The organism is Sphingosinithalassobacter sp. CS137, from assembly GCF_014334115.1.
GTDB lineage: Bacteria > Pseudomonadota > Alphaproteobacteria > Sphingomonadales > Sphingomonadaceae > Sphingomonas.
Genome location: NZ_CP060494.1, coordinates 1,406,787 through 1,431,181, shown reverse-complemented (window position 1 = coordinate 1,431,181; position 24,395 = coordinate 1,406,787). Strand labels below are relative to the sequence as shown.

Annotated in this window: 23 protein-coding genes; 8 read left to right on the top strand and 15 right to left on the bottom strand. The window is 67.0% G+C overall.

Features of this window, described 5'->3' with window-relative positions; translation table 11 throughout:
* Positions 1 to 97 precede the first annotated feature (97 nt).
* Positions 98 to 1,396: a methyltransferase family protein gene (locus H7V21_RS07050; RefSeq protein WP_188056121.1), complete on the top strand. Its 1,299-nt coding sequence runs from the start codon at positions 98 to 100 to the stop codon at positions 1,394 to 1,396.
* A gap of 16 nt (positions 1,397 to 1,412) precedes the next feature.
* Here H7V21_RS07050 and H7V21_RS07045 read toward each other — a convergent pair whose 3' ends face one another.
* The 3 genes from H7V21_RS07045 to H7V21_RS07035 form a co-directional block, all read right to left on the bottom strand.
* The gene (locus tag H7V21_RS07045; protein ID WP_188056120.1) at positions 1,413 to 2,786 is read right to left on the bottom strand and encodes a glutamate--cysteine ligase; all 1,374 of its coding nucleotides are present in this window, start codon (positions 2,784 to 2,786) and stop codon (positions 1,413 to 1,415) included.
* 65 nt (positions 2,787 to 2,851) lie between these two features.
* On the bottom strand, positions 2,852 to 3,595 hold the full coding sequence (locus H7V21_RS07040) for a 16S rRNA (uracil(1498)-N(3))-methyltransferase (protein ID WP_188056119.1): 744 nt from the start codon (positions 3,593 to 3,595) through the stop codon (positions 2,852 to 2,854).
* A gap of 152 nt (positions 3,596 to 3,747) precedes the next feature.
* Positions 3,748 to 4,656 (bottom strand): manganese catalase family protein, encoded by a 909-nt coding sequence (locus H7V21_RS07035; RefSeq protein WP_188056118.1) that lies wholly within the window; start codon positions 4,654 to 4,656, stop codon positions 3,748 to 3,750.
* 261 nt (positions 4,657 to 4,917) lie between these two features.
* Between H7V21_RS07035 and H7V21_RS07030 the strand changes: the two genes are divergently transcribed.
* Genes H7V21_RS07030 through H7V21_RS07015 form a run of 4 tightly spaced genes read left to right on the top strand, consistent with a single transcriptional unit; the run spans position 4,918 to position 8,263 of the window.
* The gene (locus tag H7V21_RS07030) at positions 4,918 to 5,184 is read left to right on the top strand and encodes a hypothetical protein (protein ID WP_188056117.1); all 267 of its coding nucleotides are present in this window, start codon (positions 4,918 to 4,920) and stop codon (positions 5,182 to 5,184) included.
* Entirely contained in the window at positions 5,181 to 6,098 is a 918-nt protein-coding gene (gene ubiA / locus H7V21_RS07025) for a 4-hydroxybenzoate octaprenyltransferase (RefSeq protein ID WP_188056116.1), read from the top strand. Before H7V21_RS07030 ends, ubiA begins: the two co-directional genes overlap by 4 nt.
* 46 nt (positions 6,099 to 6,144) lie before the next feature.
* Positions 6,145 to 7,491, top strand: coding sequence for a TldD/PmbA family protein (locus tag H7V21_RS07020; RefSeq protein WP_188056115.1), 1,347 nt, complete (start codon positions 6,145 to 6,147; stop codon positions 7,489 to 7,491).
* Positions 7,484 to 8,263 (top strand): 3'(2'),5'-bisphosphate nucleotidase CysQ, encoded by a 780-nt coding sequence (locus H7V21_RS07015; protein WP_188056114.1) that lies wholly within the window; start codon positions 7,484 to 7,486, stop codon positions 8,261 to 8,263. The genes H7V21_RS07020 and H7V21_RS07015 overlap by 8 nt, the downstream gene beginning before the upstream one ends.
* A gap of 4 nt (positions 8,264 to 8,267) precedes the next feature.
* Here the strand turns inward: H7V21_RS07015 and H7V21_RS07010 are convergent, their stop codons facing one another.
* Positions 8,268 to 8,981, bottom strand: a complete 714-nt coding sequence (locus H7V21_RS07010; protein ID WP_188056113.1) for a hypothetical protein — start codon at positions 8,979 to 8,981, stop codon at positions 8,268 to 8,270.
* Between the two features lie 124 nt (positions 8,982 to 9,105).
* A complete protein-coding gene (locus H7V21_RS07005) occupies positions 9,106 to 10,308 on the bottom strand; it encodes a toxic anion resistance protein (RefSeq protein ID WP_188056112.1) in 1,203 nt (400 codons plus the stop codon).
* 167 nt (positions 10,309 to 10,475) lie between these two features.
* Between H7V21_RS07005 and typA the strand changes: the two genes are divergently transcribed.
* Positions 10,476 to 12,308, top strand: coding sequence for a translational GTPase TypA (typA, locus tag H7V21_RS07000; protein WP_188056111.1), 1,833 nt, complete (start codon positions 10,476 to 10,478; stop codon positions 12,306 to 12,308).
* Positions 12,309 to 12,378: 70 nt separating this feature from the next.
* Here the strand turns inward: typA and H7V21_RS06995 are convergent, their stop codons facing one another.
* Complete coding sequence (locus H7V21_RS06995) at positions 12,379 to 12,780, bottom strand: EVE domain-containing protein (RefSeq protein WP_188056110.1); 402 nt, start codon at positions 12,778 to 12,780, stop codon at positions 12,379 to 12,381.
* Positions 12,781 to 12,871: 91 nt separating this feature from the next.
* Between H7V21_RS06995 and H7V21_RS06990 the strand changes: the two genes are divergently transcribed.
* Complete coding sequence (locus H7V21_RS06990) at positions 12,872 to 13,153, top strand: DUF3297 family protein (RefSeq protein WP_188056109.1); 282 nt, start codon at positions 12,872 to 12,874, stop codon at positions 13,151 to 13,153.
* A gap of 99 nt (positions 13,154 to 13,252) precedes the next feature.
* Here the strand turns inward: H7V21_RS06990 and H7V21_RS06985 are convergent, their stop codons facing one another.
* The 8 genes from H7V21_RS06985 to ligA form a co-directional block, all read right to left on the bottom strand.
* The gene (locus H7V21_RS06985; protein ID WP_188056108.1) at positions 13,253 to 13,465 is read right to left on the bottom strand and encodes a helix-turn-helix domain-containing protein; all 213 of its coding nucleotides are present in this window, start codon (positions 13,463 to 13,465) and stop codon (positions 13,253 to 13,255) included.
* A complete protein-coding gene (locus tag H7V21_RS06980; RefSeq protein WP_188056107.1) occupies positions 13,465 to 13,998 on the bottom strand; it encodes a DUF2975 domain-containing protein in 534 nt (177 codons plus the stop codon). The genes H7V21_RS06985 and H7V21_RS06980 overlap by 1 nt, the downstream gene beginning before the upstream one ends.
* 103 nt (positions 13,999 to 14,101) lie before the next feature.
* Positions 14,102 to 15,652, bottom strand: coding sequence for a methyl-accepting chemotaxis protein (locus H7V21_RS06975; RefSeq protein ID WP_262504043.1), 1,551 nt, complete (start codon positions 15,650 to 15,652; stop codon positions 14,102 to 14,104).
* The gene (locus H7V21_RS06970) at positions 15,649 to 15,987 is read right to left on the bottom strand and encodes a hypothetical protein (protein WP_188056106.1); all 339 of its coding nucleotides are present in this window, start codon (positions 15,985 to 15,987) and stop codon (positions 15,649 to 15,651) included. The genes H7V21_RS06975 and H7V21_RS06970 overlap by 4 nt, the downstream gene beginning before the upstream one ends.
* Before the next feature lie 150 nt (positions 15,988 to 16,137).
* Positions 16,138 to 16,938 (bottom strand): LytR/AlgR family response regulator transcription factor, encoded by an 801-nt coding sequence (locus tag H7V21_RS06965; protein ID WP_188056105.1) that lies wholly within the window; start codon positions 16,936 to 16,938, stop codon positions 16,138 to 16,140.
* Positions 16,935 to 18,032 (bottom strand): sensor histidine kinase, encoded by a 1,098-nt coding sequence (locus H7V21_RS06960; protein ID WP_188056104.1) that lies wholly within the window; start codon positions 18,030 to 18,032, stop codon positions 16,935 to 16,937. The genes H7V21_RS06965 and H7V21_RS06960 overlap by 4 nt, the downstream gene beginning before the upstream one ends.
* A gap of 386 nt (positions 18,033 to 18,418) precedes the next feature.
* Positions 18,419 to 20,857 (bottom strand): TonB-dependent receptor, encoded by a 2,439-nt coding sequence (locus H7V21_RS06955; protein WP_188056103.1) that lies wholly within the window; start codon positions 20,855 to 20,857, stop codon positions 18,419 to 18,421.
* A 138-nt stretch (positions 20,858 to 20,995) separates the two neighbouring features.
* The gene (gene ligA / locus H7V21_RS06950; RefSeq protein WP_188056102.1) at positions 20,996 to 23,125 is read right to left on the bottom strand and encodes an NAD-dependent DNA ligase LigA; all 2,130 of its coding nucleotides are present in this window, start codon (positions 23,123 to 23,125) and stop codon (positions 20,996 to 20,998) included.
* Positions 23,126 to 23,348: 223 nt separating this feature from the next.
* Between ligA and H7V21_RS06945 the strand changes: the two genes are divergently transcribed.
* The gene (locus tag H7V21_RS06945) at positions 23,349 to 23,789 is read left to right on the top strand and encodes a hypothetical protein (protein ID WP_188056101.1); all 441 of its coding nucleotides are present in this window, start codon (positions 23,349 to 23,351) and stop codon (positions 23,787 to 23,789) included.
* A 5-nt stretch (positions 23,790 to 23,794) separates the two neighbouring features.
* Here H7V21_RS06945 and H7V21_RS06940 read toward each other — a convergent pair whose 3' ends face one another.
* On the bottom strand, positions 23,795 to 24,370 hold the full coding sequence (locus H7V21_RS06940; RefSeq protein WP_188056100.1) for a DUF3617 domain-containing protein: 576 nt from the start codon (positions 24,368 to 24,370) through the stop codon (positions 23,795 to 23,797).
* Between the last annotated feature and the right edge of the window lie 25 nt (positions 24,371 to 24,395).

Sequence of the window (24,395 nt, the reverse complement as noted above, 5' to 3'; positions counted from 1 at the left end):
GGATGGCCGCATCTAAGCCGCTGCGCCCGGCGAGGTAAAGTCGCGCCGGCAAACAGCCTTCACAGCTTGCTTACCATTCCTGCCTACACGGCAGGTCATGTATCACGACGCAGGCCTTGCCCGGCACGCCGCCACCGATCCGCGTCCGCGGTCCGCCGTGAGCGGTGGAGTCGGCTTCGCGGGTCTGGCTGGGATGACGCTCTGGGTGGCGGTCGCGCGGCAGTACGGCCTCGACGGGCCCTATGCCGCACTGGTCAACGTCGCCGCCTGTGCAGTGCCGATGCTGCTCTGGTCGATCTTCGTCGACAAGGTGCACCGCGCGCCCAGCACCGGGATCGACTGGAGCGGCGCGCGTCCGTGGCGCGAAACGCTCGATATCAGCATCACCAAGCTCGCCGGCCTGTGGCTCACCTGGGGCGGCATCGCCGTGATCTACGCCGTCTGCCGCTTCTATTGGGAGGGCGGCTTTCCCTTCGCCATGTGGTGCTTCCAGATGGCGGCGCCGGGGCTGTTCCTGCTCTCGATCCCCTATGTGCTGTGGATCGACCGGCGGCTGGTCGATCCCAGGGACGGCGCCTGGGCGCTCGGTGCCTGGCTGATGGGATCGAAGGAGCCGGTCGATGGGGCGGCGATCGCCAATCACCTGCGCAGCTGGGCGGTAAAGGGGTTCTTCCTCGCCTTCATGCTGGCGATCGTGCCGCCCGGCTTCGGCGAATTCGTGCGGTGGGACATGAGCGGGCTCTGGTCCGATCCGGTGGCGCTCGCCAACTGGCTCATCACCTTCATGTTCGTAATCGACGTGGCGTTCGCGACCGCGGGCTATATCCTCACTTTCCGCCCGCTCGACAGCCATATCCGCAGCGCCAACCCGTTCGCCGCCGCCTGGGCGGCCGCGCTGATCTGCTACCCGCCCTTCATCCTGATGGGCGAGGGCGGGCCGCTCGACTATCATCCCGGCACCGCCGACTGGACGCACTGGTACGCCGGGCACGACTGGCTGCTGGCCGCGAACGGCGCGATCCTCGTCGGACTGACGGCGGTGTATGCGTGGGCGACCGTCGCCTTCGGCATCCGCTTCTCCAACCTCACCCACCGCGGCATCCTCACCCACGGGCCGTATCGCTTCACACGCCATCCGGCCTATCTTTCGAAGAATCTCTTCTGGTGGTTCGCGACGATTCCGATGTTCACCACCGGAAGCTGGACCGATGCGGTGCGCGCGACCGTGCTGATGGCCGTGGTCGCCGGCGTCTATTACTGGCGCGCCAAGACCGAGGAGCGGCATCTGAGCCTCGATCCGGCCTATCGCGACTATAGCGCCTGGATGGAGCGCAACGGTCCTGTCCCGCGCTTCTTCGCTGCGGTTACGGGTCGGCGACGGAGCGTGGAGGGCTGAGCGCGCACGCCGCGCGCTAGAATTTCGTCTCGCGATAAATGCAGCAGACGTCGCCGTTCCACTCGCCGGCGAACTTGTCGAGCAGCGTCTGCGCGGGCACTTTGCCGCTGCGCACGATCTCGCGCAGCGGATCGAGGAAACCGGTCTCGTTATCGCCCGAGGCATTGAGCCGGGCGCGTGCGGCCAGTCCGGCGCCCGCAATGTCGAGCACGTCGCCGGCGATGTCGCGCAAGGTGCCGCCACCGGGCAGCGGCGCATCGAGCGCCAGCCTGGGCACGGCGCTGCGCAGCGCCTCGCGCTCGTCCATCGTCCAGTGCTTCACCAGATCCCAGGCGGCGTCGAGCGCCCCCTGATCGTAGAGCAGCCCCACCCACAGCGCGGGCAGCGCGCAGATCCGGCCCCAGGGGCCCCCGTCGGCGCCGCGCATCTCGAGGAAGGTCTTGAGCCGCACTTCGGGAAAGGCAGTCGAGAGGTGATCCGCCCAATCGTCCATCGTCGGCTTCTCGCCGGGGAGCACGGCAAGCTCGCCCTTCAGAAAGTCGCGGAAACTCAGCCCAGCGGCGTTGATGTACCGACCGTCGCGATAAACGAAGTACATCGGCACATCGAGCGCATAATCGGCATAGCGCTCGTATCCGAAGCCGTCCTCGAACACGAAAGGCAGCATGCCGGTGCGGTGCGGATCGGTGTCCGACCAGATATGGCTGCGGAAGCTGAGGAAGCCGTTGGGCTTGCGCTCGGTGAAGGGCGAATTGGCGAACAGCGCGGTCGCCAGCGGCTGGAGCGCCAGCCCAACGCGAAACTTCTGCGCCATGTCGGTTTCGCTCGAATAATCGAGGTTCACCTGGATGGTGCAGGTGCGCAGCATCATGTCGAGCCCCAGCGTTCCCACGCGCGGCATGTGGCTCGCCATGATGCCGTAGCGGCCCTTGGGCATCATCGGCAGGTCGGCGCGCGCTTTGTCGGGCCACATGCCGAGCCCGAGGAAACCCAGCCCCAACTTCTCGCCCACCGCCTTCACTTGCTTCAGGTGCCGGTCGGCCTCGGCGCAGGTCTGGTGGAGATTGTCGAGCGGTGCGCCCGAAAGCTCTAGCTGGCCCGCCGGCTCGAGGCTCACCGTCCCGTCGGGTCCGGAAAGCGCGATCACCTTGCCGCCTTCCTCGACCGGCTTCCAGCCGAACTCGGTCAGCGCCAGCAGCAGGTCGCGGATGCCACCCGGCTCGTCATAGCTCGGCGCATGCAGATCGACCGTCGAATAGACGAATTTCTCGTGCTCGGTGCCGATCCGCCAGCGGTCCTTCGGCTTTTCGCCTCCGGCGAAATAGTCGATGAGCTGCGACCGGTGCTCGATCACCGGTGCGTTGCTGTCCGAAACCGTCTTCGTGCTCATGGCGCGCCTTTAGGCCCGAAGCGAGAGCGGCGCCATATCGAATCGGGGGGGGGGGCGGTGAACCGCTACCAGTCGCCCGCCGCACCCATCCACAGTGCCACTGACGCCGCCGCCGCCGTGTCGGCGCGCAGGATGCGCGGGCCGAGTGCGATCCCCACCGCCTGCGGCAGCGCCCGGATCGCGGCGCGTTCGGCATCGTCGAAGCCGCCCTCCGGCCCGATCAGTATCGCCGCCGGCCCGGCATGCGCGCGCATCGATTTCAGGGCGGGCTCGCCGCCTGTCTCGTCGGCGAAGAACAGCGCGCGTCCCTCGGGCCAGTCGCGCAGCAGCTCGGCGAGCGTCGCCGGCTTGGCCAGTTCGGGCAGCGCGGTGCGCCCGCATTGCTCGGCGGCCTCCACCATATGCGCGTGCAGCCGCTTCAGGTTCAGCCGGTCGACGACGGTGCGGCGCGTGATCACCGGCTGGAAGCGGGCGACGCCCAGCTCGCACGCCTTTTCGGCCATCCAGTCGATCCGGCCCTTCTTGATCGGCGCCACGCACAGCCACAGGTCGGGCACCGGTTCGCGCGGCGCCAGCTGCCGCGTCACTTCCAGGGTCAGGTCGCGCTTGCGCACGTCGCGCGCGATCGCCAGCCACTCGCCCGTTGCGTCGTCGAACAGGCGGACGGGCTCGCCCGGCTTCAGCCGCATCACCGAAATGAGGTAGTGCGCCTGCGTCTCCTCGATCCGCAGCATCTGCCCGGCGGCGAGCGGGGTCTCGAGATAAAGGCGCGGCGTGGAGTCCGGCGGCCAGGCGGGTGTCGCGGTCATGCCGCGCTTCTAGCGCTGGTCCGTGCGGGGCGACACCCCCGCAGCGCGGCCAAGGCGGCTCCGCGGATTTCGGCCCCCTCACGTTGGTCTTCCGCTCGCGAAGAAAGGGGCGCCCGTGGCAGGCGCCCCTTTCCCTCGACCGCTGGGATGGGTCAGGCGATGTCCTCGGGCACCTTCTTCGTCCGTCCCGCGCCAGGGCCGGCGGCCAGATCGGCGCCGGTCGTCGGGTTGCCGTCGGGATTCGATTTGGTGCGGGTGGCGAGCTGCGCCAGCGCGCTCTTCTGCTCGCCCTTGAGCTCGACCGTCGGCAGGCCGCTGCCGCCATCGGCGGGCAGGGTGTTGGTGAGGTCGTCGATCCGCTCCCATTCGTCGCCGCTGTTCCAGGGGCCGGTCGCGTCGCCTTCGCCCTGCGAGGTGTTCACATAGGTGCTGGCATATTTCTCGACGCCCGGCAGCTTGCCCGGCGGGAAATTGTCCTCGATCGCGAACAGCGCCTTCTCGAAGGATTTCTGGTGCGCGATCTCCCGCGTCATCAGGAACTTCAGCGCGTCCTGCACGCCGACATCGTCGGTCACGTTGATCAGCCGCTCATAGACGATCTTGGCGCGTGCCTCGGCCGCGATGTTCGAGCGCAGGTCGACCGTAGGCTCGCCGCGGCTGTCGACATAGGCGCCCGACCACGGCACGCCCGCCGAGTTCGTCAGCGAAGGTCCGCCGCCATAAAGGATCGCCTGCGTCGCGTCCGCGCTGCCGTTGTTGATCTTCATGTACAGCTCGGCTTCCTCCATCGCGCCTTCGCTGATGTCGGCCTTGGTGCCCTTGTTCAGCATCGCGACGATCGATCCGATCACCTCGAGATGGCTCAGCTCCTCGGTCGCGATGTCGAGCAGCATGTCCTTGCGACCGGGATCCTCGTCCGCCAGTCCTTGGGTGAAATAGCGCATCGCGGCAGCCAACTCGCCGTCGGGGCCGCCGAACTGTTCGAGCATCAGCTTGGCGAGTCCCGGATTGGGCTCGGCAACGCGCACCGTATATTGCAGCTTCTTGTTGTGCATGAACATGATCGTGTCTCCTCGGTCCCGGCTTGCTGGGTGGCTGAAGAGGAAACGGAGCAACGAAGCGGCTGTTGCCGATCGTGAGCGTTCATCGAATTTTTCCACGAATTACATGGGTTAGTCGAATCGCAGCTTCGATGGCCGAGAGCGGCTCATTGCGGGATCATCTACATTCAAGCCTCTCTATCATTTCGCGATAACTGATTGAGTGCGTCGATAAGTGACTCCGGGCTTGAACCTGCGCGACGGCGCGGGCAGGTGCCGGTGATGGACCTCGACGCGCTGCTTCACCACTATTTCGGTCCCGGCGGGATCGAGCGTGCCGATCCCGCCACGATCGAGACGGGAATCGAGCGGCTGCGCACCGACCTCGCCGTCGAGCGGGATACCGGCCGCCGCTTCGCGCTCTGGGCGCTGCTGCACGCCTTGGGCCAGGCGCCGGACCCCGACGCCGCCTTCGACGATCCGGAGGTGGCCAGCGCCGCACGCGACTATGCCTGGGCCGCATCGAACGCCGCGGACAAGCTCGAATGACCGCACCCGATCCGGCAGTTCCGGATACCGAGCATCGCGGCCTGGTCGGGATGCTGCCGGCTCGCCTGCGTCCCTATGCCCTGCTCGCGCGCTTCGACCGGCCGATCGGCTGGTGGCTGCTCTACTGGCCGGGCGCCTGGGCGATCTGCCTGTCGGGCCGCGCGGTCGAGCGTTGGGACATGCTGCTCTGGTTTCTGCTCGGTGCGATCGCGATGCGCGGCGCGGGCTGCACCTACAACGACATCGTCGATCGCGACCTCGATCGTCAGGTGGCGCGTACCGCGAGCCGCCCGCTGGCGAGCGGCGCCGTCTCGCTCCGGGCTGCGTGGGCATGGCTGTTGGTGCAGTGCCTCGTCGGTCTGCTCGTGCTGGTGCAGCTCCGTCCGGCCGCGGCGCTCGTCGCGCTCGCCAGTCTCGCGCCGGTCGCCGCCTATCCGTTCATGAAACGGATCACCTGGTGGCCGCAGGCCTGGCTGGGCCTCGTCTTTTCCTGGGCGGCGCTGGTCGGCTGGGTGGAGATGGACACGGGGCTGCTCGCGCCGATGGCGTGGCTCTATGCCGGCTGCGTGCTCTGGGTGATCGGCTACGACACCATCTATGCGGTGCAGGATCTGGAGGATGATGCGCTGGTCGGCGTCCGCTCGTCCGCGCGCGCCATGGGCCGCCATGTCCGGCTCGGCGTCGCACTCTGCTACGCCGGTGCGCTCACGCTCTGGAGCGCGGCGATCTGGACGGTCCGGCCGGACGCGCTTGCGCTGGTGGCGCTCCTCCCGATGGCGCTGCACCTCGGCTGGCAGGTGGCGACGCTGCGGCCGCGCGACGGGGCGAACGCGCTCGTGCGCTTCCGTTCGAATCGCAATGCGGGAGTGCTGATGGCGGCCGCCTGCTTCGTCGTCGGCACCAGCTCGCTTTGACCCGGCCCGCTTTGACCTTGCGCGACTGCGATCCTAAGTCGCGTCGATGTTGACCACCGATCAGGCGCGCGACCGCGTCCAGGATATTGTCCAGCGTGCGCTCGCCGCCGGCGCGGATGCCGCGGATGCCGTGTTCGCCGCAGACAATGCGCTTTCCGTCTCGGTCCGGATGGGCGCGCTCGAAGCCGTCGATCGCTCCGAAAGCGAGGAACTGGGTCTGCGCGTCTTCGTGGGGCGCCGCTCGGCGAGCGTTGCCACCTCCGAACTCGCCTCCGACGAACTCGACACGCTGGTCTCGCGTGCGCTGGCGATGGCGCGCGAGGCGCCCGAAGATCGCTGGGCGGGTCTCGCGCCCGAGGAGCGGTTGCTCCATGGCACGCCGCCGCTGCTCGATCTCGACGACGGCGCAAACGTCAATCCGCAGGCGCTGCGCGACCGCGCGCTGGAAGCCGAGGACGCCGCGCGTGCCGTTGCGGGCGTCACCAACAGCGAGGGCGGCAGCGCCGGCGCCTCGCGCAGCGTTATGGCGCTCGCGACCAGCCACGGCTTCGCCGGCGCCTATTCGGTCAGCAGCCACGGCATTTCGGCAAGTGTTCTGGCGGGAACCGGCAGCGGCATGGAGCGCGACCATGCGCATCATTCGGCGCGACACGCCACGCTGCTCGAATCGCCCGCGACGATCGGCCGCCGCGCCGGCGAGCGCGCCGTGGCCCGGCTGAATCCGGCGCGCGTGCCGAGCGGCGCGATGCCCGTGGTGTTCGATCCGCGCGTCGCGGGCAGCCTGCTCGGGCATTTCGTTTCGGCGATCGCGGGCGGCGCGATCACGCGCAAATCGAGCTTCCTCCTCGATGCGATGGGGCGGCAGGTGTTCGCCAACGGTATCCGCATCGTCGACGATCCGCACCGTCCGCGCGGGCTGCGCAGCCGCGGCTTCGATGGCGAAGGGCTCCCGGTTCAGCCGCTCGCGCTTGTCGAGGACGGTGTGCTGCAGAGCTGGTTGCTCGACAGCGCCGCCGCGCGCCAGCTCGATCTCGAACCCACCGGCCATGCGGCGCGCGGGATCGGCGGCGGGCCAGGCGTGTCGGCCAGCAATCTCTACATGGAGGCGGGCAACGTCCCACCCCAGACGCTGATCGCCGACATCGCGCGCGGCGTTCTCGTCACCGAACTGATCGGCCAGGGCGTCAACGGCGTGACCGGCGACTATAGCCGCGGCGCCGCCGGTTTCCTGATCGAAGCCGGCGAGGTCACGCGGCCGGTGTCGGAAATCACCATCGCCGGCAATCTCGCCGCCATGTATCGCGCGCTCGTTCCCGCCAACGATCTCGAATTCCGCTACGGCGTCAATGCGCCGACGCTGCGGGTCGACGGCATGACGGTGGCCGGTGACTGAGACGCTCGCCGATGCGGTGACAGCGATCGCCGCCGATGCCGGGCGCGTGGCGATGGCGCGCTTCGGCACCGACTTCAAGCGTTGGGAAAAATCCCCCGGCAATCCGGTCTGCGAAGTCGATCTCGAGCTCGATGCGATGCTCCGCGAGCGGCTGGGTGCCTTGCTGCCCGAGGCGGGGTGGCTGTCGGAAGAGACGGTCGACAATGCCGACCGGCTGGGCGCCACCAAGGCGTGGGTGGTCGATCCGATCGACGGCACGCGCGATTATCTGCGCGGGCGCAAGGGCTGGGCGGTGTCGATCGCGCTGGTCGAGCACGGGCGCCCGGTGATCGGCATCCTGGAAGCGCCGGCGCGCGGCGAGCGCTGGCGTGCCGAGGCGGGCAAGGGTGCCTATCGCAATGCCGACCGGCTGCGCGTGCACGATCGCGCCGAGCTTGTTGGCGCCCGCGTCCCCGCGAACGATCTCGCCAAGGCGGATCGGCTGTTCGAGCGCGTGCACCAGCCCAATTCGATCGCGCTGCGGATGGCGATGGTCGCCGCGGGCGAGGCCGATCTCGTCGCCACGGTCCGCTGGGGCCACGAATGGGATATCGCCGCCGCGACTCTGCTCGCCTCGGAAGCCGGCGCGGTGGTGAGCGACGCGACCGGGGCTCCGATCGGCTTCAACAGCCCGCGTGGCGACGCCTATGGCGTGCTGGTCGCCGTTCCGGGCATCCATGCCGCCGCCGTCGAGCATGTCCGCGAGCGTGCGGCGGCAGGGATGAAGCGCTGACGTATCAGGTGCTGCCGATCCCGTCGTCTTCGCGATAGCGGATCTGGAGATAGCGGCCGCGCGTCGCCAGAAGGTCGAGGTCGCCCTGCGCCAGCTGGTGCGACATCTGCCCGATCTCCTCGTCGATCAGCTTCAGTCCGTCCTCGAGCTGCTGGTCGGGCGTGCGCCCGTTCCGCTCCACCGTGCGCAGCGGTTCGGGTACGCGTTCATAGCCCTTCACCAGCTCGGGCAGCTGCTCGCCGATCAGCTTGCGCACTTCGGCCGCCGCTGGCTCGCGATCGTCCAGCGTGGCGAGCTGCGGTGCCAGCGTTTCCAGCCGCACTCCGATCGAATCGACCAGCGTGCGCGCCGGCGCGGGCAGGGCGGGGCGCTGGCGGACGAGCCATTCCTCCGTCGTGGCTGGTAGCGCCTTCAACGGCACTTGCCCCAGCGTCTCGGCGGTCGGCTCGGGGGAGAGGGGGAAAATCGCCAGAGCCAGCGTGGCCGCGATCAGCAGCGCCATCACGATCAGCGCGCCTCCCATGCCGAGCGGCACGAACCAGCCGACGCCCAGCGCCGCGACGATGATCGCCACGTCGGCCGCCGCGATCCGCCCGATGCGGCGGAGTATCTCCGCCTCGCGCCGGCGCCGCGCACGCTGTTCGAGCGGTCCGACGCGGCGATCGAGCCGGGCGAGCGTCTGATTGGCGCGGGCGAGTTCGCGGTCGACGTCGGTCACCTTGGATGCCTCTCGGATTGCCGCTCGTCCCGAGCGCAGTCGAGGGACGTGCCGCAGGCGCTCCGCAATCGTGTCCCGACTGCGCTCGACACGAAGGGAAGGGGAAGCGTTGTGCGCTGCCGGGTCACATCGCCTCCAGCTTGAACGTCTCGCCCGGGCCGCTCAGGGCATTCTGCTGTGCGCCTTCCGCCCGGGCGATATAGCCCTTCGACTTCTCGACTTCGCCCGACAGCGCCGTGACGGTCGTCTTCATCGAATCGAGCGCCTTCAGCTTGAACGTATCGATCGAATCCATCGTGTCGTAGATGTTCTGGAATGCACGCTGCAGCGTCTCGAGCGGGATGGTGCTGCTTGCCGCCTGCTCGTGAATTCGCGCCGTCTGGTTCTTGAGCAGGTTGCCGGTCGAATCGATGATGTTCGCCGTCGTCGTGTTCAGCGCAGTGATCTGTTCGAGCACCAGCCGCTGGTTGGTCAGCGCCTGCGCCACCGTCACGGCGGTGCGCAGCGCCGAAACGGTGGTGGTCGAGGCGCGATCGACTCCCTTCACCAGCTCGACATTGTTCTTCTTGACCAGGTCGAGCGCGAGATAGCCCTGCACCGTCACCGCCATCTGCGTCAGCAGGTCCTGAGTGCGCTGGCGCACGTAGAACAGCGCGGTCTCGCGGATCGCCTTCGCCTTGGCGGGATCGCTGTGGTCGAGCTCGTTGGCCTTGTCCTCCAGCTTGGCGTCCATCTCCTTGGAGAGATAGATCATCTGCTCGAGCCGCCCCATCGCGTTCCACAGGTTCGCGCGCTCGGTGTCGATCGCCGCATTGTCCATCAGCAGCTCGTCCTTGCCCGATTGGAGCCGCTTCAGGATCGCCGCGATGTGAGTCTGCGAGCTTTTGTAGCTGTCGAAATAATTGCGCAGCTTGTTGCCGAAGGGGAGAATGCCGAACAGCTTCTTGGGCTGCATCAGATTGCCGCGCTTGCCCGGATCGAGGTCCTCGATCGTGCGGCGCAGCTCGGCGAGATCGGTGCCGACGCCCTCGTCCTTGTCCATCGCGCGCACCGGCCGGTCGAGGAAGCGGTTCGACTGGCCCGCCGCCTCGCGAATCTCCTTCTGGCCCATCGCCGTGATGGCATCGACTCGCTTGCCGAATTCGGGCGAGTTCACGTCCTGCGCCACCAGATCATCGATGAAGCTTTCGACGCGGCTTTGCAGTTCGCTCTTCTTGCTGTCGTCGACCGGGACCAGTCCAGCCGCCTTTTCGGGAGTGACCGGCGCCACCGGATCGGGCGGGGTCAGCACCAGATCCTGCTCTGCCGTCGCCGTCTGGGTCGCCATCGTTCCAGCCTCCAAATTGTCCTGCCCCTGATGCCGGGGTTCGGTGCCACCTTCAAGTGTATGATGTAACTATCACACCTTGTGATGCAACCCGAGCGGTGCGTGCCCTTTCGCCGCAGCGCAAAATCGGGTAAGCGCGCGCCCGAACCTCATTCCCGGGAAAACGCATGAACCTCCGCAACGTGGCGATCATCGCCCACGTCGACCACGGCAAGACAACGCTCGTCGACCAGCTCTTCCGCCAGTCCGGCACCTTCCGCGACAATCAGCGCGTCGAAGAGCGCGCAATGGACTCGAACGATCTCGAGAAGGAGCGCGGGATCACGATTCTCGCCAAGCCCACCTCGATCGTGTGGAAGTCGCCGGCAGGCGAGGAGACTCGCATCAACATCGTCGACACGCCCGGCCACGCCGATTTCGGCGGCGAGGTGGAGCGCATCCTCAGCATGGTCGACGGCGTCATCCTGCTGGTCGATGCGGCCGAAGGCGCGATGCCGCAGACCAAGTTCGTTACCGGCAAGGCGCTGGCGCTCGGCCTCCGGCCCATCGTGGTGGTCAACAAGATCGACCGGTCGGACGCGCGCGCGCAGGAAGTGCTCGACGAGGTGTTCGACCTGTTCGTCAGCCTCGAGGCCAATGACGAGCAGCTCGACTTCCCGGTGCTCTTCGCCTCGGGCCGCAACGGCTATGCCGGCAACAGCCCCGACATCCGCGAAGGCACGCTGACGCCGATGTTCGAGAAGATCGTCGAGCATGTCCCGCCGCCGGCGCTCGACCAGGACGCGCCCTTCACTTTCCTGGTGACGCTGCTCGATCGCGACAATTTCCTCGGCCGCATTCTCACCGGCCGCGTCCAGTCGGGCGTGGTCAAGGTGAACCAGCCGATCCACGCGATGGACATGGACGGCAAGATCATCGAAACCGGCCGCGCGTCCAAGCTGATGAGCTTCCAGGGGCTCGAGCGCGTTCCGGTCGAAGAGGCGCGGGCAGGCGACATCATTTCGATGGCCGGCCTCGAAATCGCGACGGTCGCCAACACCATCGCCGACGTGTCCGTCAGCGAGCCGATCCAGGCGCAGCCGATCGATCCGCCGACGCTGTCGATGCGCTTCGCCGTCAACGACTCGCCGATGGCCGGGCGCGAGGGCAGCAAGGTCACCTCGCGCATGATCCGCGACCGCCTGCTGCGCGAAGCCGAATCGAACGTCGCGATCAAGGTGACCGAGGCCGCCGACAAGGACAGTTTCGAAGTCGCCGGCCGCGGCGAGCTTCAGCTCGGCGTGCTGATCGAAACGATGCGCCGCGAGGGCTTCGAACTCGGCATCAGCCGTCCGCGCGTGCTGTTCCGCGAAGGCGAGAACGGCCGCGAGGAGCCGTATGAAACGGTCGTCATCGACGTCGACGACGAACATTCGGGCACGGTCGTCGAGAAGATGAATCTGCGCAAGGCCGAGATGACCGACATGCGCCCGTCGGGCGGCGGCAAGACGCGCATCACCTTCTCGGCCCCCTCGCGCGGCCTGATCGGCTATCACGGCGAGTTCCTGTCGGATACGCGCGGCACCGGCATCATGAACCGGCTGTTCGAGAAGTACGGGCCGTACAAGGGCACGATCGAAGGTCGCAAGAACGGCGTGCTGATCTCCAATGGCACAGGCGAGGCGAACGCCTATTCGCTCAACTCGCTCGAGGATCGCGGCATCCTGTTCGTCGGCCATGGCGAGGCGCTCTACGAGGGCATGATCATCGGCGAGAACGCCAAGACGGAAGACCTCGAGGTCAATCCGATGAAGGCGAAGCAGCTGACCAACATCCGCTCTTCGGGCAAGGACGATGCGATCCGCCTCACCCCGCCCAAGAAGATGACGCTCGAACAGGCTATCGCCTATATCGACGACGACGAGATGGTCGAAGTCACGCCCAAGACGATCCGCCTGCGCAAGCGCCACCTCGATCCGCACGAGCGCAAGCGCGCCAGCCGCGCCAAGCACGCGGCCTGAGCTCGGCACAAGGAACACGCCGCTCCGGACCCTCCGGGGCGGCGTTTTTCGTTGCCGCCGCGCCCGCCGGTCAGTCGCGGGCCAGCTTCAGGATCACGTCCCATTCGTCCGCGCTGACCGGCGCCACCGAGAGGCGCGACTGGCGCAGGATCGCCATGTCGGCTAGCCGGGGTTCGGCCTTGAACTCGGAAAGCGTGACCAGCCGGGGCAGGGGCTCGAGCGTCCTCACTTCCACCGATACCCAGTTTCCCTCCGCGCCGTCCTTGCGCGCCGCGCGGCTGACTTCCATCACGCCGACGACTCCGCGTTCCTTGCCCGAATGATAGAAGAACGCCCGATCGCCCACCGCCATCTTCCGCAGGTGATTGGCGGCGGCATGATTTCGCACGCCGGTCCACTCGGTCGCGCCGTCGCGGATCAGATCGTTCCAGCCATATTCCTCGGGCTCGGATTTCATCAGCCAGTGTCGCATCGCTTCTTTCCTCCTCCGCCCGCACCCTTCTAGCATCGGCGATCGGCGACGGGGCTGGAATTCCTTCGCGGCTTGCGGCAGGAGCGCGGCCATGAGCGATACACCCCCCGACCGGCTCTCGGTCAATCCGCGCAGTCCCCATTTCGATCAGGCGGCGCTGGAGCGCGGCATCGGCATCCGTTTCAAGGATGTCGAGCGCAAGGACGTCGAGGAATATTGCATTTCCGAAGGCTGGATCCGCGTTCAGCTGGGCAAGAAGGTCGATCGCAAGGGCCAGCCGCTCACGATCAAGCTCACTGGCCCGGTCGAGGCGTGGTACCAAAGCGGAAACGACGCCGACGCATCCGATGGGGACGCGCCGGCGGCGGACTGAGGGGCTGCGGTCAGCCAGGCCAGGCGAGGATCGCGGCCAGCGCGACCACGGTGCACAGCAGCAGTTCGGGCGGAAGCCGCAGGTCGATCCGGATACGCATCACTGCTCCTCCGGTTCGAAATCGAGCAGGTCGCCCGGCTTGCATCCCAGCTCGGCGCAGATCGCCTCCAGAGTGGAGAAGCGCATCGCCTTGGCCTTGCCGGTCTTGAGGATCGACAGGTTGGCCAGCGTGATGCCCACGCGGTCGGAAAGTTCGGACAAAGTCATCCGCCGCTCGTGCAGCAGCTCGTCCAGGCGCACGATGATCGGCATCAGACGGTTCCTTCCAGATCGGAGCGCAGGGCGGCGCCGTGCTGAAACACGCGGGCAAGGATGAAGAGGACGAGCACGCCGAGCAGTGCGGTGATCGAGAGCCCTTCGTCGAAGGTCACATATTCGACGAACCGGCCGATCCAGTCGGAATAGAGTTCCAGCGCAAAGGCGCCGAGCTGCATCGCCAGCAGCAGCCACGCCATTTCGCGCAGCCGCCGGGCATTGTCCGGCGTGAAGGGGTCGCCGCGCCCGACCGTCGCGATGATCCGGTGCAGCGACTGGAGGAACAGCACGAACAGGCCGAGCAGCACCGCGCCGCCCAGCAGCCCGGCGACCACCAGCCACCGAAAGCGGGCGACATCGATGCCGGCCGACGCGCCCAGTTCCTTGAGCAGCCAACTTGGATCGAAGCTGACGACCACCGTCGCCACTGCGATCATGAGCGCGGCGAAGCCCACCACCACTTGCAGGATGCGGATCACCACTCGCGCGGCTTTCAGTATCCAGTCGTCAGTCACCCCTTGAGATATCATGGTATCGCTCCTCGATAAGAACATTATCGAAAAACGATATACATCACCTCGATGCCGCTGCCAAGCGATTTATCGATATTCGATACGTCGCCGGCCACGTGACTCAGTGAAGGCTGGCGCTCCCGGTCCATTGCCGCTCGATCCGCGCCTCCTCGACGCTAAACTGTGCGGTGCTTTCGGTCAGCGCCTGCACCTGGCTCAGCAGCTCCCGCGCAGCGGCAGAGGTCTGCTCGACCATCGCGGCGTCCTGCTGGGCGCCGATCTCCATCTCGCCGATCGCCGAACGGATTTCGCGGATCGCCTGCGCCTGCGCCTGATTCTCGCCGGCAGTCGTGCTCAGCAGCGCATGCACCTTCTCCACGGTCTCGGCGATCGCGGTCAGCGCGCTATCGACTTCCTCGACGGCGCCGACCGCTCCGGCGACTTCGTCCTGCGTCACGGTCAGCTGCTCGCGCGCGCGCTTGGCCTCTTCCTCGGCGCGCATCGCCAGCGCCGAAACCAGATCGGCGACGACGGCGAACCCGCGGCCCGCTTCGCCTGCTCGGCCCGCCTCAACCGCGGCGTTCATCGCCAGAACGCGCGTCTGGAAAGCGATCTTGTCGAGCCCCTCGATCACATCGTCGATACCCTCGGCGCTCTGGCGCACCCGGCCCATCGTCTCGACGGCATGAAGCGCCCTCGCGCGGCCGCTCTCGACGCTGCCCGTCGCCGCGTCGGCGCAGGCGAGCGATCCTTCTGCGGTCTGCGCCAGCGCCTGCAGTCGCTCGTCGATGCTTGCCACCGCGACCGAAGTCTCCTCAAGATTCGCAGCGGTGCGCTCGATGCGGCGCGCCTGCTGCTCGGCGGCATTGGCGATCTCGGTCGATCCGGTGCCGATCTGCCGTGCGCCTTCGCCGACGCTGCCGATCAGCTGGCGCAGCGACTGGGCGGTAGCGTTGCAATTCGCCTTGAGCGCGGCATAGGCTGCGGGGAAGCTCTCGCGGATCTCGCGCGTCAGATCGCCGCGCGCCATCGCCTCCAGGCTGCCGCTCACGCTTGCCACCACCCGCTCGAGTTCGGCGGCGCGTTCGGCGCGTTCGGCCTGCGCAGCCGCATCCGCTGCGATTCGCGCATCGGCTTCCTGCGACACCTTGGCGAGCAGACCCACGATGCTCTGCGCGAGCAGGACGAGCGCGCCCGTCTCGACGATCAGCACCACCGCGTGGAGCAGGATGCGGCCGATGCCGCCACCGCCCAGGAATACCCATTCGGGCACGAGCATGCCGAGCAGCAGATGGTGCACCGCCACGACCGCCGCGCCGCCCACCAGCGCGCGCCAGTCGCACAGCAGCGCGGTCACCGCCAGCGCGGCGAAGAAGATCATGTGCAGGTCCACCTGCCACGCCGCACCTTCGAAGACGTAGAGCATCAGCGCCGGCTGGGAGACGATGGTCATCGTCGCGATCAGCCGCGCGTTCGCGTCGAACGCGCCGCGCAGCGCCAGCAGAACGGGGTAGATCGGCAGCACGAACGCCAGGATCACGGGCAGCGCCCCTTGCGCGAATCCGCTGCTGGCGGATCCGGCGGCAGTCGCGAGCGCAAGCGCGACCATGATGGCCGCGATCGTCCGCATGCCGAGCAGGCGCAGATGGTCGAGCGAAAGTGCGTTGGTCATGCCGGTTTCTCTGATGAGCCCGAACAGCCGGGCAGATTGGTGTTGAGGAGCAGCGCGCCGTGGCGAAGCGCGCCGGGGAGCAGCGCGGCGCGCGCGCCCTCGACGATCAGGCTGCCGGCGAACGGGCCGGAATCGACCGGCTTGGCGCCGCCGGCGCTCGCCCAGGCGGCGACCCTGCTGGCGTCCGCCGTGCCGAGAGGAACGATCAGGATGCGGCCTTGGGCGGGCGGGAGAAAGGCCAGGCCTCCCGCAAGCGCGAGCAGCACCGCCTGGAGGACAACAAAGCCCTTGCGGCGCCGTGCGGGAGGAACGGTCGAGACGGACGTTGTGCGCATTAAGCCCATTATAGAATGGGCAAAATCGCCGCGGGCGGCTCCGCAGTCCTACGGGTACTGGTGATCGCCGCGCGCGGGACGGGCTTTCGCGCAGCCCGTCACGAGCGCCCGGCCGGGTGCCACGGCACTCCGCCTAGCGTCACCGGACGATCAGTGAACGAAGCGCGCCACCACGTCGCGATAGCTGCGGCTCACCTTCACCTGCGCGCCCGAATCGAGCACCAGGAAGCACTCGCCGTTGGTGTGCGGCTTCACCTGGCGAACGAGGTCGAGGTTGACGATCGTCGAGCGGTGGACGCGCTGAAACCGGCGCGGGTCGAGCCGCTTCTCGAGATCCTTCATCGTTTCGCGCAGGATCAGCGTGTTGTCGCCGGTGTAGATGCACATATAGTCGCCGGCGGCGTCGATCCGCTCGATCGTGTCGACGTCGACGCGGAAGATCTGGCCGCGATCCTTGATATTGATGAGCTTTTCGAACCGGTTGGCGGCCATGCCGTCGCCGCCTTCGCCCAGCGTCTCGGCGGCTTCGGGCGCCACTTCGGCGAGCACGCCCTTCAGCTTCTCGATCTCCTCGACGCCGCGCCGCTCGGAAAGCCGCTGGCGAACGCGCTGGAGCGTGTCGGCAAGCCGCGATTCCTCGACCGGCTTCATCAGATAGTCCATCGCCTGCGCTTCGAACGCGCGGATCGCATGGTCCGAATAGGCAGTGACGAAGACGAACAGCGGCGGCTCGACTTCCATCAGCCCCTGGACCACGGAAAACCCGTCGAAGCCCGGCATCTGGATGTCGAGGAAGACCAGATCGGGCTTGTGGGTCTTGATCGAGCGAATCGCCTCGCGGCCGTTCACGCAGGTGTCGACGATCTCGACATCCTCATGGGCCTGCAGCCGCAGCTCCAGCCCCTGGATGGCGAGCGGCTCGTCGTCGACGAGGATGGTTCGGATGGTCATGCTGCCTCTCGTGTAGGTTCCTCGAACTGGAACGGGATCTCGATCTCAACGCGGAAGCCGCCTCCCGGGTTCGATCGGGTTTCGAACCGGTGGTCCGGTCCGAATGCCTGCGCCAGCCGTTCGCGGATGTTCGCAAGCCCCACTCCGGTCGACAGCGTCGGCCGCAAACGCGGCTCGATCAATCCCGGGCCGGTGTCGGATACGGTGATATGAACGCGTTCTCCGGCGAGTCGCGTCGTCACGGTGATGTCGGCGCCTTCCTCCTTGGGCGTGACTGCATATTTGATCGCATTCTCGACCAGCGGCTGGAGCAGCAGCGAGGGCAGCCGCGCCTTCACGGTGCGCGGGTCGATCTCGAAATGCGGCCGCAACCGCTCGTCGAAGCGCATCTTCTCGATCTCGAGATAGAGCTTCAGCGTCTCCACCTCCTGCGAAAGCGTCACATGCGCGGTGGGCTCGTTCGCCAGCGTGTAGCGCAGGAAGGAGGACAGGCGCGAGAGCATCACATTGGCCCGCTCGGTCTGTTTGAGCAGAACCAATGTGGAGATCGAATTGAGCGTGTTGAAGAGGAAGTGCGGATTGAGCTGGTAGCGCAGCATCGCCAGCTGCGCGGTCGATGCCTGGCTCTCGAGCACCTGGAGCTGATCGATCTGCTCCTCGACGATCAGGTAGAAGTTGATCGCGAAATAGAGTGCCGACCAGCCCGCCAGCACCGTGAAATTGAGGAACATGTTACCGAGGATCAGGTTCAGCGAAATGCCCGGCAGCGCGTCGCGGATCACCGAAATGGTGAAGGCATTGAGCACGGCATAGATGATCGTCGCCATCAGCAGCGTGGCGATGGTGAGCAGGATTCCGGTGATCCGCGGCAGCCGGCGGAACCATCCGTAGAGCGTCGAGAGCAGCAGCGTGAGGCAATAGCCGATGATCGATTCGATCAGCACGCGGATCACGCCTTCGATCGAAAGCGAGGTGTTCGAGATGTTCGACACGATGCGCAGCAGCAGATAGCCCGACCAGCCGGCCGCCTGCAGCACCCAGAAGGCGCGGCTCTTCTGTTCGAAGAAGGGTCGGGAAAAGATGGCGAGCTTCATGCGCGGGGGATGGGTCTTTGCTGGCGCGGCGGAACGGGCGGTCGTTGTATCATCGCTGTCGAACACCGCAAAACCGGCGGAGCGCCGGCGCTGTTCCGCCACGAAAATGGCCGCCGCTCGTGCTGAGCGGCGGCCAGGTGCAGCCGCACCTCTAGGGTGCCTCGCTGAGCCTGGGCCGCGCGAGCGTTCGCGCCTGCCTTCCCGGCTCCATCCTCATCCGTCCGGTGCCTGTGACCGCTCCGGTTATCATTCGTCTGCCATAGAGCCCGAATTCGTCGCTATGGGCAAGAGCGGATCGCCACACCGGTTCGAATCAGGACGGCAAACGAAAGCCGCCGCCCCATTGCTGGAGCGGCGGCCGTTCGTTCGTCCGAAGATGCGGCGGCTTAGAAGCCGACGATCAGCGACGCGCTGATCGAACGCGGCGAACCGATGTTCACGAACGGGTTCGTCTGCGTCAGATCGGAGTTGATGCTGCCGATGTACAGCTCGTCGAACAGGTTGTTGACGTTCAGCTGGAGGTAGGTCTGCTCCAGACCCGCCGACGCCAGCGAGTAGCGCACGTCGAGGTCGACCAGCGTGTAGCCGTCGATCTGCACGGTGTTGATGTCGTTCACCCAGCGCGGGCCGGTGTGCTTCACCTGCGCGCCGATGTCGAGATCGCCGAAGGTGCCCTGGACGCGGCCGCCAAACGAATATTCGGGCGTGTCGCTTTCGAACTTCCCGGCGGTCTCGAGGACCCCACCGTCGGTCGGCACGTCTTCCTTGATCTCCGAGTGCAGGTACGAACCGAACACATAGAGCAGGAGCGACGGAACCGGACGGAAGGCGATGTTGGCGTCGACGCCGTACTTCTCGACCGGGCCGAGGTTGCTGGTGAACGTCTGGTCCAGCACCGGGTCATAGGTGGTCGAGATACGGTTGTCGAAACGCGTGAACCAGCCGACGAGCTGCGCCTGGACGCGGCCGGTCTGATAGCGCACGCCAAGGTCGAAGTTGTCGGTCGTCTCCGGGTCCGGACGCGCATCGGCCGTGCCGTCGGGGAAGTAGAAGCTGTCGTAGAGCTGGTCGGTGCCGGGGACGCCGAGACCCTGCGAGTAGCTGCCGAAGACCGAGGCCGCCGGAGTGAAGTTGTAGGTGAAGCCGACGTTCGGCAGCAGCTTGTCATATTCGAAGTAGCGGCTCTGCGGCGGCGCATAGTTCGGGTTGGCCGCGGCATAGGCCGCTTCCGAACCGCTGCTGACGCAGTCGACGAAGCCCTCCGACGAGGTGGTGAAGCAATAGTTGGTCAGATCGCGCGAGAAGAACGGCGCGCGCAGGCCGAGGCGGACCGTCAGCGCGTCGTCGAAGAAGTTGCCGCGATAGTCGGCGGCCACCTGGTGCAGCGTGGCGTAGGACAGGCGGTTGCGCTTCTGGACCGCTTCGCCGTTCGCGTCGAGCACCGGATCGTTGACCGGGAAAACGTCAAAGGGTTCGCCATTCCGGGCGACGAAGCCCAGCTGGCCCGTCTGGCGATGCTTGGCGCGATCGAAGGTGTAGATCACGCGAACCCGATTGTCGGCGTTCAGCTCATAGGACAGGCCGGCGATCACACCATAGCGGCGCGTCTGGGTCTGGCTCGGGTTGGTGAGCAGCACGCCCGCCGACGAGCTGGTGCCGGTATCGAGCACGTCGCCGTCGCCGTTCAGGTCACGGCCGAAGTAGTAGCGGTTGCCGATGTAGCCATAGAGCGTCTCGCCGCCGACGGTGTAACCGCCTTCGCGCGCCGAGGTGACGCCGCCGCCATTCGCCTTCACATATTGGAAGCTCGGCTCGACCGTCAGGATCAGGCCGTCCGACAGAGTGAAGCGCGACGAACCGCGGATGTTGCCGGTGTTCGAAGGGTTGTAGCGACGGTCGAATTCGGTGCCGCAGCTGTTCGTCGAGTCGGCGACGCCGGTCTGCGGCGCGTCGATCTGGCACGGATAGTTGATGTCGTAGAAGCGGCCTTCGCCTTCGGTCGGGAAACCCGACAGGCGGAAGTTCGAACCGAAGAAGTTGTTGCGGTTCTCGTTATAGTGGCCCGCAACCGAGATATAGTCGCCGTTGGCGCCCAGTTCCTGATAGATACGGCCGTTGTACTGCTGCTTTTCGGTCACGCCATAGTTGTTGAAGGCGCTTTCCGCATGCGCATAGGAGGCCGAGAAGAACGCCTTGGTGCCCATGCCCGTCAGATCGCCGGTGTCGATCATGCCGAAAATGCGGTTGAACGGACGATCGCCCGAGCCTTCGGCCAGGATGTTGCCGTAGGTCGCGGCGACCATGGCGCCCAGCTCGTCACCGGGGACGCGGGTGCGGATGTTGACGGTGCCGCCGACGGCCGAGGCGGTGGGGCTGTCGACGTCGGTCGAGCCGAGGTTGACGTTCACCGAGGCGAGCGTCTCGGGGTCCTGCTGCTGGTTGGTGTACAGCGCATAGCCGCCCGAATCGTTCAGCGGGATGCCGTCGATCGTCTGCGAGACGCGGCCGCCGTCGAAGCCGCGGATGGTGAAGGTGCCGCCCTGCGAGCCCCAGGGATCGTTGTTCTGGAAGTTGACGCCGGGCACCAGGTTGATCGTGTCGTTGATCGTCTGGCCGGGGCGCTGGCGCAGGATCAGCTCGCGCTCGATCTCGACCTTCGCCTTGGGCTCGGTCGGAACGTCGATGCCGCCGACGTCGGTCGCGCGGACGCCCGAAACGACGATGTCATCGCCGCCGAATTCGATGGAGCCCGCCGACTGCGCGAATGCGGCGGCGGGAGTGAAGAGCGCGGCGAACGCCACGCCAGCGAAAAGCTTGGTGCGCATGGTCTTCCTTTCGGTGCGGCTGCAATTGTATCCGCGGTGCTTTGCACCGTCCGCCGGCGCCAATGCCCCCCGATTATGTCGCTTACGTGACAGTATTCACGCGCTGGAAAAGCGGTTCTGTTGCGTTGCAAAAAAGCATCACTTCGCCGCGGCGACGATTGCTGCCCAGCCGGCTTCGTCGATCACCGCGATCCCCAGATCGCGCGCCTTGTTCAGCTTCGATCCCGCGCCCGGGCCGGCGATTACCAGGTCGGTCTTCGCCGAAACCGATCCCGCCACGCGCGCACCCAGCGCCTCGGCCTGTGCCTTTGCCTCGTCGCGGCTCAGCGTCTCCAGCGTGCCGGTGAACACCAGGGTCTTGCCGCTGACCTCAGACTCGCGCGTTTCGTGAACCACGTCGCCGGGCCGGACCTGTTCGAGCAGATCGTCGACTGCCTCGGCGTTGTGCGGCTCGGCGAAGAAATCGACCAGCGCGCGCGCGACTTCTGGCCCGATCCCGGCGGTTTCGACGATCGCTGCCAGCTCCTTGCCCACGCGCTCTGCATATTTGGCGTCGCTTTCGCCGAGCGCTGGCGTCAGCTCGGCGCGCTTCGCCAGCGCGCGGCCTATCATCTCGCGGAACTCCGTCCAGCTCGTCCAGCGCCGCGCGAGATCGCGCGCGGTGATTTCGCCGACGTGCCGGATGCCGAGCGCGAAGAGAAAGCGATCGAGCGGCGGCGCGCGCCGCGCGTCGATCGCGGCGACCAGATTGTCGGCCGAAACCTCGGCCCAGCGCTCGCGCGTGAGCAGCGCGTCGCGAGTGATGCGGAAGATGTCGGCCGGCGTCTTCACCAGTCCGTCGCGGAAGAAGCTCTCGATGTGGGTCAGGCCGAGTCCCTCGATGTCGAGCGCGTGGCGCGAGACGAAGTGGCGCAGCCGCTCGACGCGCTGCGCCGGGCAGATGAGCCCGCCCGAGCAGCGCCAGTCGACTTCGCCCGGCTCGCGCTCGGCCGCCGACCCGCATTCGGGGCAGTGGGTGGGGAAGGGCCAGGCGCCGCGCGTTTCGTCGCGGCTGAGGTTCTCCACGATCTGCGGGATCACGTCGCCGGCGCGCTGCACCACCACCCGATCGCCGGGCCACACGTTCAGCCGGGCGATCTCGTCGGCATTGTGGAGCGTGGCGTTGGTGACGACGACGCCGCCCACGGTCACTGGCTCGAGCCGTGCTACCGGGGTGAGCTTGCCCGTGCGACCGACCTGGATGTCGATCCGTTCGAGCGTGGTTTGCGCCTGTTCGGCGGGAAACTTGTGCGCCAGCGCCCAGCGCGGCGCGCGGCCGACGTTGCCGAGCCGCGCCTGCCAGTCGAGCCGGTCGATCTTGTAGACGACGCCGTCGATGTCGAACGGCAGGTCGGCGCGCTGCGCCTCGATGCTGCGATAATGTTCGAGTACGCCTTCGACTCCGTCGTGGCGCGCGACCAGCGGCGCGAGCGGAAAGCCCAGAGCGGCGATCGCCTGCATCGCTGCATATTGGGTGTCGGCAGGCGCTTGCGAGACCTCACCCCAGCCGTGTGCGAAGAAGCGCAGCGGTCGCGCGGCAGTGACCGCCGCGTCCTTCTGGCGCAGCGAACCGGCGGCGGCATTGCGCGGATTGGCGAACTGGCGCGCCTTCCCCGGATCGCCTGCCTCTGCCGCCTCGTCGCGCAGCCGTGCATTCAGCGCCGCGAACGCCGCTTTCTCCATATAGATTTCGCCGCGCACTTCGAGGAGGTCTAAGGCGGTGTCGAGCGACTGGGGAATGTCGGCAATGGTGCGGACGTTCGCGGTCACATCCTCGCCGGTCTCGCCGTCGCCGCGGGTGAGCGCGCGGACCAGCCGTCCGCCTTCGTAGCGCAGCGAGCAGGAGAGGCCGTCGATCTTGGGCTCCGCGGTGAGCGCGACCGGCTCCGCCTCATCGAGGCTGAGGAAGCGGCGCACCCGGCCGATGAACTCGCGCACCTCCTCGTCGGAAAAGCCATTGTCGAGGCTCATCATCGGCCGTGCGTGGCGCACCTTGGCGAGATGCCCCGCAGGTGCGGCGCCGATCTGCGCCGAAGGCGAATCGGTGCGCACGAGATGCGGGAAGGCGGCTTCGACGTCCGCGTTCCGCCGCATCAGCGAGTCGAAGGCGGCGTCGCTGATCTCCGGCGTGTCCTGCCCGTGATACAGCGCATTGTGCCGCGCGATCTCCGCGGCAAGGCGCGCCAGTTCGGCGGCGGCTTCCTCATCGGTCTGCGGCAGATTCGGCATCGCCTGCCGGTAGTTTCCCGCTTGTCCGCAATCAAGCGCCGGCAGGCCATTCGGTAGTATCGGCGCCACATCGAAACTCGCCCGGTGTCCGGCTTCACCTGCGATCGCCGAGCGGAGAGTCCCCCGATGAAGCGTCGGCAGCCGATCGCCGTCTTGAGCGGGCGTGGCGGCCCCGCTATCGCGTCTGCGGGGAAGGGTCGCAGTGGGAAGCCGGGCACCAGCTATGCCGCGCCGCTATGAGGCATCGATCGACCGTGCGGGGCTTGCGCTGGCCGCAGGGAGCGCGATCGGCGGAATCGTGATTTTGTTGCTCGTGCTGCAGGGCGGCCAGCGCGATCCGCTGGCGTTGGCCGCGGCATGGGTGCTCGGCACGGTCATCATGGGGCTGGGGATCACGGCGGTCGGCGGGCCGCTCTGGCTCGTGATGCACGTCGCCGGATTGCGGCGGATGCGGCATGCCGCGCTGGTCGGGGCGGTCGCCGCGATGACGATCTTTCTGGGCGCGCAGACCTATGGCTTCGGACTGCTCGAAATGCCGCCGATGGACAATCGCACCTGGCTCTATCGCTGGCTGAGCGCGGCGGCGACGAGCGCCGTTCTGGCGCTGGTCGCCGCTCTCATCGGCGCGCTCATGTGGCGAATCGCCTACCGCCGCCAGCGCTGACGCGTTCAGGCCGGGCAGTCCCCGGTCCGCCGGCCGCTGATCCGTAGCTTCATGTCGATCGATCCGGGGGTGTTCGCCAGCTCGGTCGACGAATCGATCGTCAGGTCCATTTCATCTCCGGCCAGCTTTCCGTCCATGGTGCTTTCCACCGTGTCGCCGCCCGGCGTGGTGCAGGTGAAGCGCGCATCGATCTCGCCATCGGCGATGCGCAGCCGATGGTAGAAACAGTTGCGCCCGACGCCGCCCAGCGCGTCGAGATTGACGCGATTGGCCTCTTCCTCGGTTACGCAGCGGTTCACCGTACGCGCGCCGGCGTTCGCCATCTGCTCGGCCATCGTCCGCTGCGGACCTTCGGGCACGCCGGGCAGCTCGACAGAGACGATCTCGAGCTGCTGCTCCCATTGGCCGGCCTGCATCGGACTGCGGGTCCGCGCCGCCTGGACCTGCGCCGCCACTTGCTCGGCGGTGGCATTGGTCACCGAGACCTCGCCGGTGGCGGCGGCGGTTTCCTCGGTGCTGTCCGCTCCGCCGCACGCCGCGAGCGCGAGTGCCGCCGCCGAAACCAGGATCAAACGCTGCATCCGAATTCCCCTTGTATTTCTTTCG